Source organism: Candidatus Jordarchaeum sp., from assembly GCF_052745115.1.
Genome location: NZ_JBRAKS010000438.1, coordinates 1 through 2864, shown reverse-complemented (window position 1 = coordinate 2864; position 2864 = coordinate 1). Strand labels below are relative to the sequence as shown.

The following is a 2864-nucleotide window of genomic DNA, read 5'->3' as shown; positions in this document are numbered from 1 at the left end:
GGAACCGAACACCATCTGGAAGTGTCCTAGATGGGTAAGTTTCGGACAACGGTAAAAACAGTGGAGGGACTCGTCGGGGGGAGGAGTTTCTACCTTTCTTTTGACACTAGGTCTACTTTACTACTTTAGTGGGTTTTATCCCATTACCTCACTATTGGTGGCTGTAATTTTTGTTATTCTTGATTATCTAACACCACCAATCGATGATAATTTGTTAAATCCTTTCAGCGTTGCAATTGTTTCAACATTTTCCAGATTGATATTAACCCTCTAGTTTAATTTAGCAACCCCTTGCCTGTTTAAATATGGAATATTTTACCATTGCAATATTTCTCTGTTCTCCGTATAGAGTAATCGCACTGCCTTCCTGTCATTAGTTGTGCAGCGGCGGTGTAGCATATAAGATTAGCGCATTCTCTCTTACCTGAAATTCTAGAGATTCCTTCTTTCTCGAATGCCTCGCATGAGTCTGTGAATGGACATTCTTCAATTATTATTGACACTGTATCATCAGAATTTTCCATGAACTGTAATTTTGCCGCCATGTTTATTGACTGGGCAAACTCTTGAGCACTTTCCAAGGCTTCAATTGGTGAACGAGAGCTGTTAAGTAGACCTGATGGTTGCATTAACTGTTTAAGAGCATTTATTCCCGATCTTTTCCAAGCCGCACCAGTTGATCCCTCAATTTTGCTATCTGCTTTAGCATTACCGTATACAAGGGCGCAGTATCCCCTAGGATACCGATCCAAATTCCCTAAAATATAATTTACAATGTCATTAAGGGTTTCAATTCCATTGGGAGGTGATTCTCCGAGCTTTTCGGCTTCAAATTCCCTAGCATATTCTATGAGCAATTTAAGATAGCTTGGTCCAAAAACCTTACCTACATCCTCAAATGATTGTTTTAGGAAGAAAACAGCTATATTCGCATCTATCATGGACACCGCTTTCACCCTACATAAATATATAATAGTTATTATATATAAAAGTGAGTTGCAAAAATGGATTAAAAGAAACCAAGAAATTCAATTCCATAAACTTTGTTTATATTTTCGATAAGGTTTTTTAATTAGTCTTGTGAAAAACTTTTGGGAAAGGAGGAGAAAAAACCTTTATTCCAAATACATGTTTATCAAAAAGCAAAGAAATGTTCCTATAAATGGAGGTTGTTAAATTGAGCAGTGAAAAAGCGGAGAAGCTTTTACCACAGTTTCAGGATGAGAATTACAAAGTGCGCCGCAAAGCATTACGCGAATCTGCTAAATACGCTAATAAGGGTGAATTTAATCAAAAAATTCTAAGATTTTTAGTTAAATTTTTGAGCGATAATGAAAATGAAGCTAGAGCCATGGCTGCTTGGACTATAGCCAAATATGCTCAAAACAAACTATACAATCCAAATGCTACCGGTTATCTAGTGAAAATGTTAAAAGAGGAGGATAAAGACGTTATCACCAATGCTACTTTTGCTCTAGCCGAATACACTAAAGGTAACATTTTGGATAAAAAAGATATAGGTAAGGATATTCTACTAAAACTGCTTGAGAGCAAGTTTGAGAAGGTTAGGGCAAACGCAGCCCTAATAATCGGCTTCCTTGCAGAAAAAAACTTTGTAGTTAGAGAAGCCTTTGAAACTCTGGTTAGCATGTTAAATGATAATGATGAAAATATCCGTAGAAACGCCTCATACGCCATTTTAAATTTCGCAGAGCAAGGCGTAGTAGATCCAAAAATATTAGATAAACTAGTTAAGGGGCTCCAAGATAAACAGTCCGGGGTCAGAGTGAACACCGCAGCGGCGTTAGGGGTTTATGCAGATAAAGGATACCTAGATGAGAGGGCAATGGAGCAACTAGTCAGACTCCTAAATGACCGAGAAGAGTATGTACGGGAAAACGTAGCCGAAACCTTAGTCGTTTACACAAATAAGAATTTCACCGATGAAAAAGCTCTTAAAAACTTTGTTAAACTGTTAAAAGACAAAAATATGAATACCAGACAAGCCACCGCCAGACTCCTAGCACTCTACGCAAAAAAGAATATTATGGATAAAAAGGCCATAAAACCTTTAACAGAGGCACTAAAAGACGAAACAATAGCAAACGACGCTCGACTAACACTCAAACGTTACAAGGAAGCTGGACTTGTAAATCAATAAAATATTTGTAAAAAAGCAAAATTGCAGATGATAAGAATATTAGGTGTAGTTAAATAAGGAATTAGAGATTCTAAATCAAATCCATTCGGATTAGTCTTTCCTTACAGTTTGGACTGTAATCCTTCAACTTGTCACTCTAATATGTAGTCTCTGTGACTCAGAACACCGCCGTAGAGATTCTCGACAGAATCTTCTCCGGTAAGAATGTCTGAGTATATACAGCGTGAAATATTAATGCCATACCACAGAGAGGGCAGAAGTTGACCCCCACCGTAACCTCGCGGCTGAAGTACAGGCACTATGATTCTATAGAAGTGGGTGTACTTCAAGACACGAGATTTACCTCCCCCTCGTTAACTTCTGCATCTCTCTTTGTTCCAAATCCCAGTCCGCAACTCCCAGAGTTACGACTATAGTTAAATCCATCATATAGATAATGGGATTTGAGCTGCTTGGAGTAAGCATAAATTGTGCTTGAATTATTCCATTAACAATAATAAGATTTTTAAGATTATTTTTTGAATTCTGGGAAAAGATGTAAACGGGTATAAATATTGGTTCTAAAAGGAGGAAAACCGGTATCAATACTAATAATAGGGATTTTTGTTTATAAAAACGGTTTTTTAGGCTTAATTTTCTCATTCATGATTGTAGAAATCATAGACATTTGTCACCCCCCTCTTTAAATTTCTTTTCCGAGTTT

General features: G+C 37.1%; 3 protein-coding genes. 1 reads left to right on the top strand and 2 read right to left on the bottom strand.

Features of this window, described 5'->3' with window-relative positions; translation table 11 throughout:
* Positions 1-299 precede the first annotated feature (299 nt).
* Positions 300-947: a hypothetical protein gene (locus ACUVXA_RS19205; protein ID WP_445872902.1), complete on the bottom strand. Its 648-nt coding sequence runs from the start codon at positions 945-947 to the stop codon at positions 300-302.
* A gap of 230 nt (positions 948-1177) precedes the next feature.
* Between ACUVXA_RS19205 and ACUVXA_RS19200 the strand changes: the two genes are divergently transcribed.
* The gene (locus ACUVXA_RS19200; protein WP_445872901.1) at positions 1178-2161 is read left to right on the top strand and encodes a HEAT repeat domain-containing protein; all 984 of its coding nucleotides are present in this window, start codon (positions 1178-1180) and stop codon (positions 2159-2161) included.
* A gap of 131 nt (positions 2162-2292) precedes the next feature.
* Here the strand turns inward: ACUVXA_RS19200 and ACUVXA_RS19195 are convergent, their stop codons facing one another.
* Positions 2293-2490: a hypothetical protein gene (locus tag ACUVXA_RS19195; protein WP_445872900.1), complete on the bottom strand. Its 198-nt coding sequence runs from the start codon at positions 2488-2490 to the stop codon at positions 2293-2295.
* Between the last annotated feature and the right edge of the window lie 374 nt (positions 2491-2864).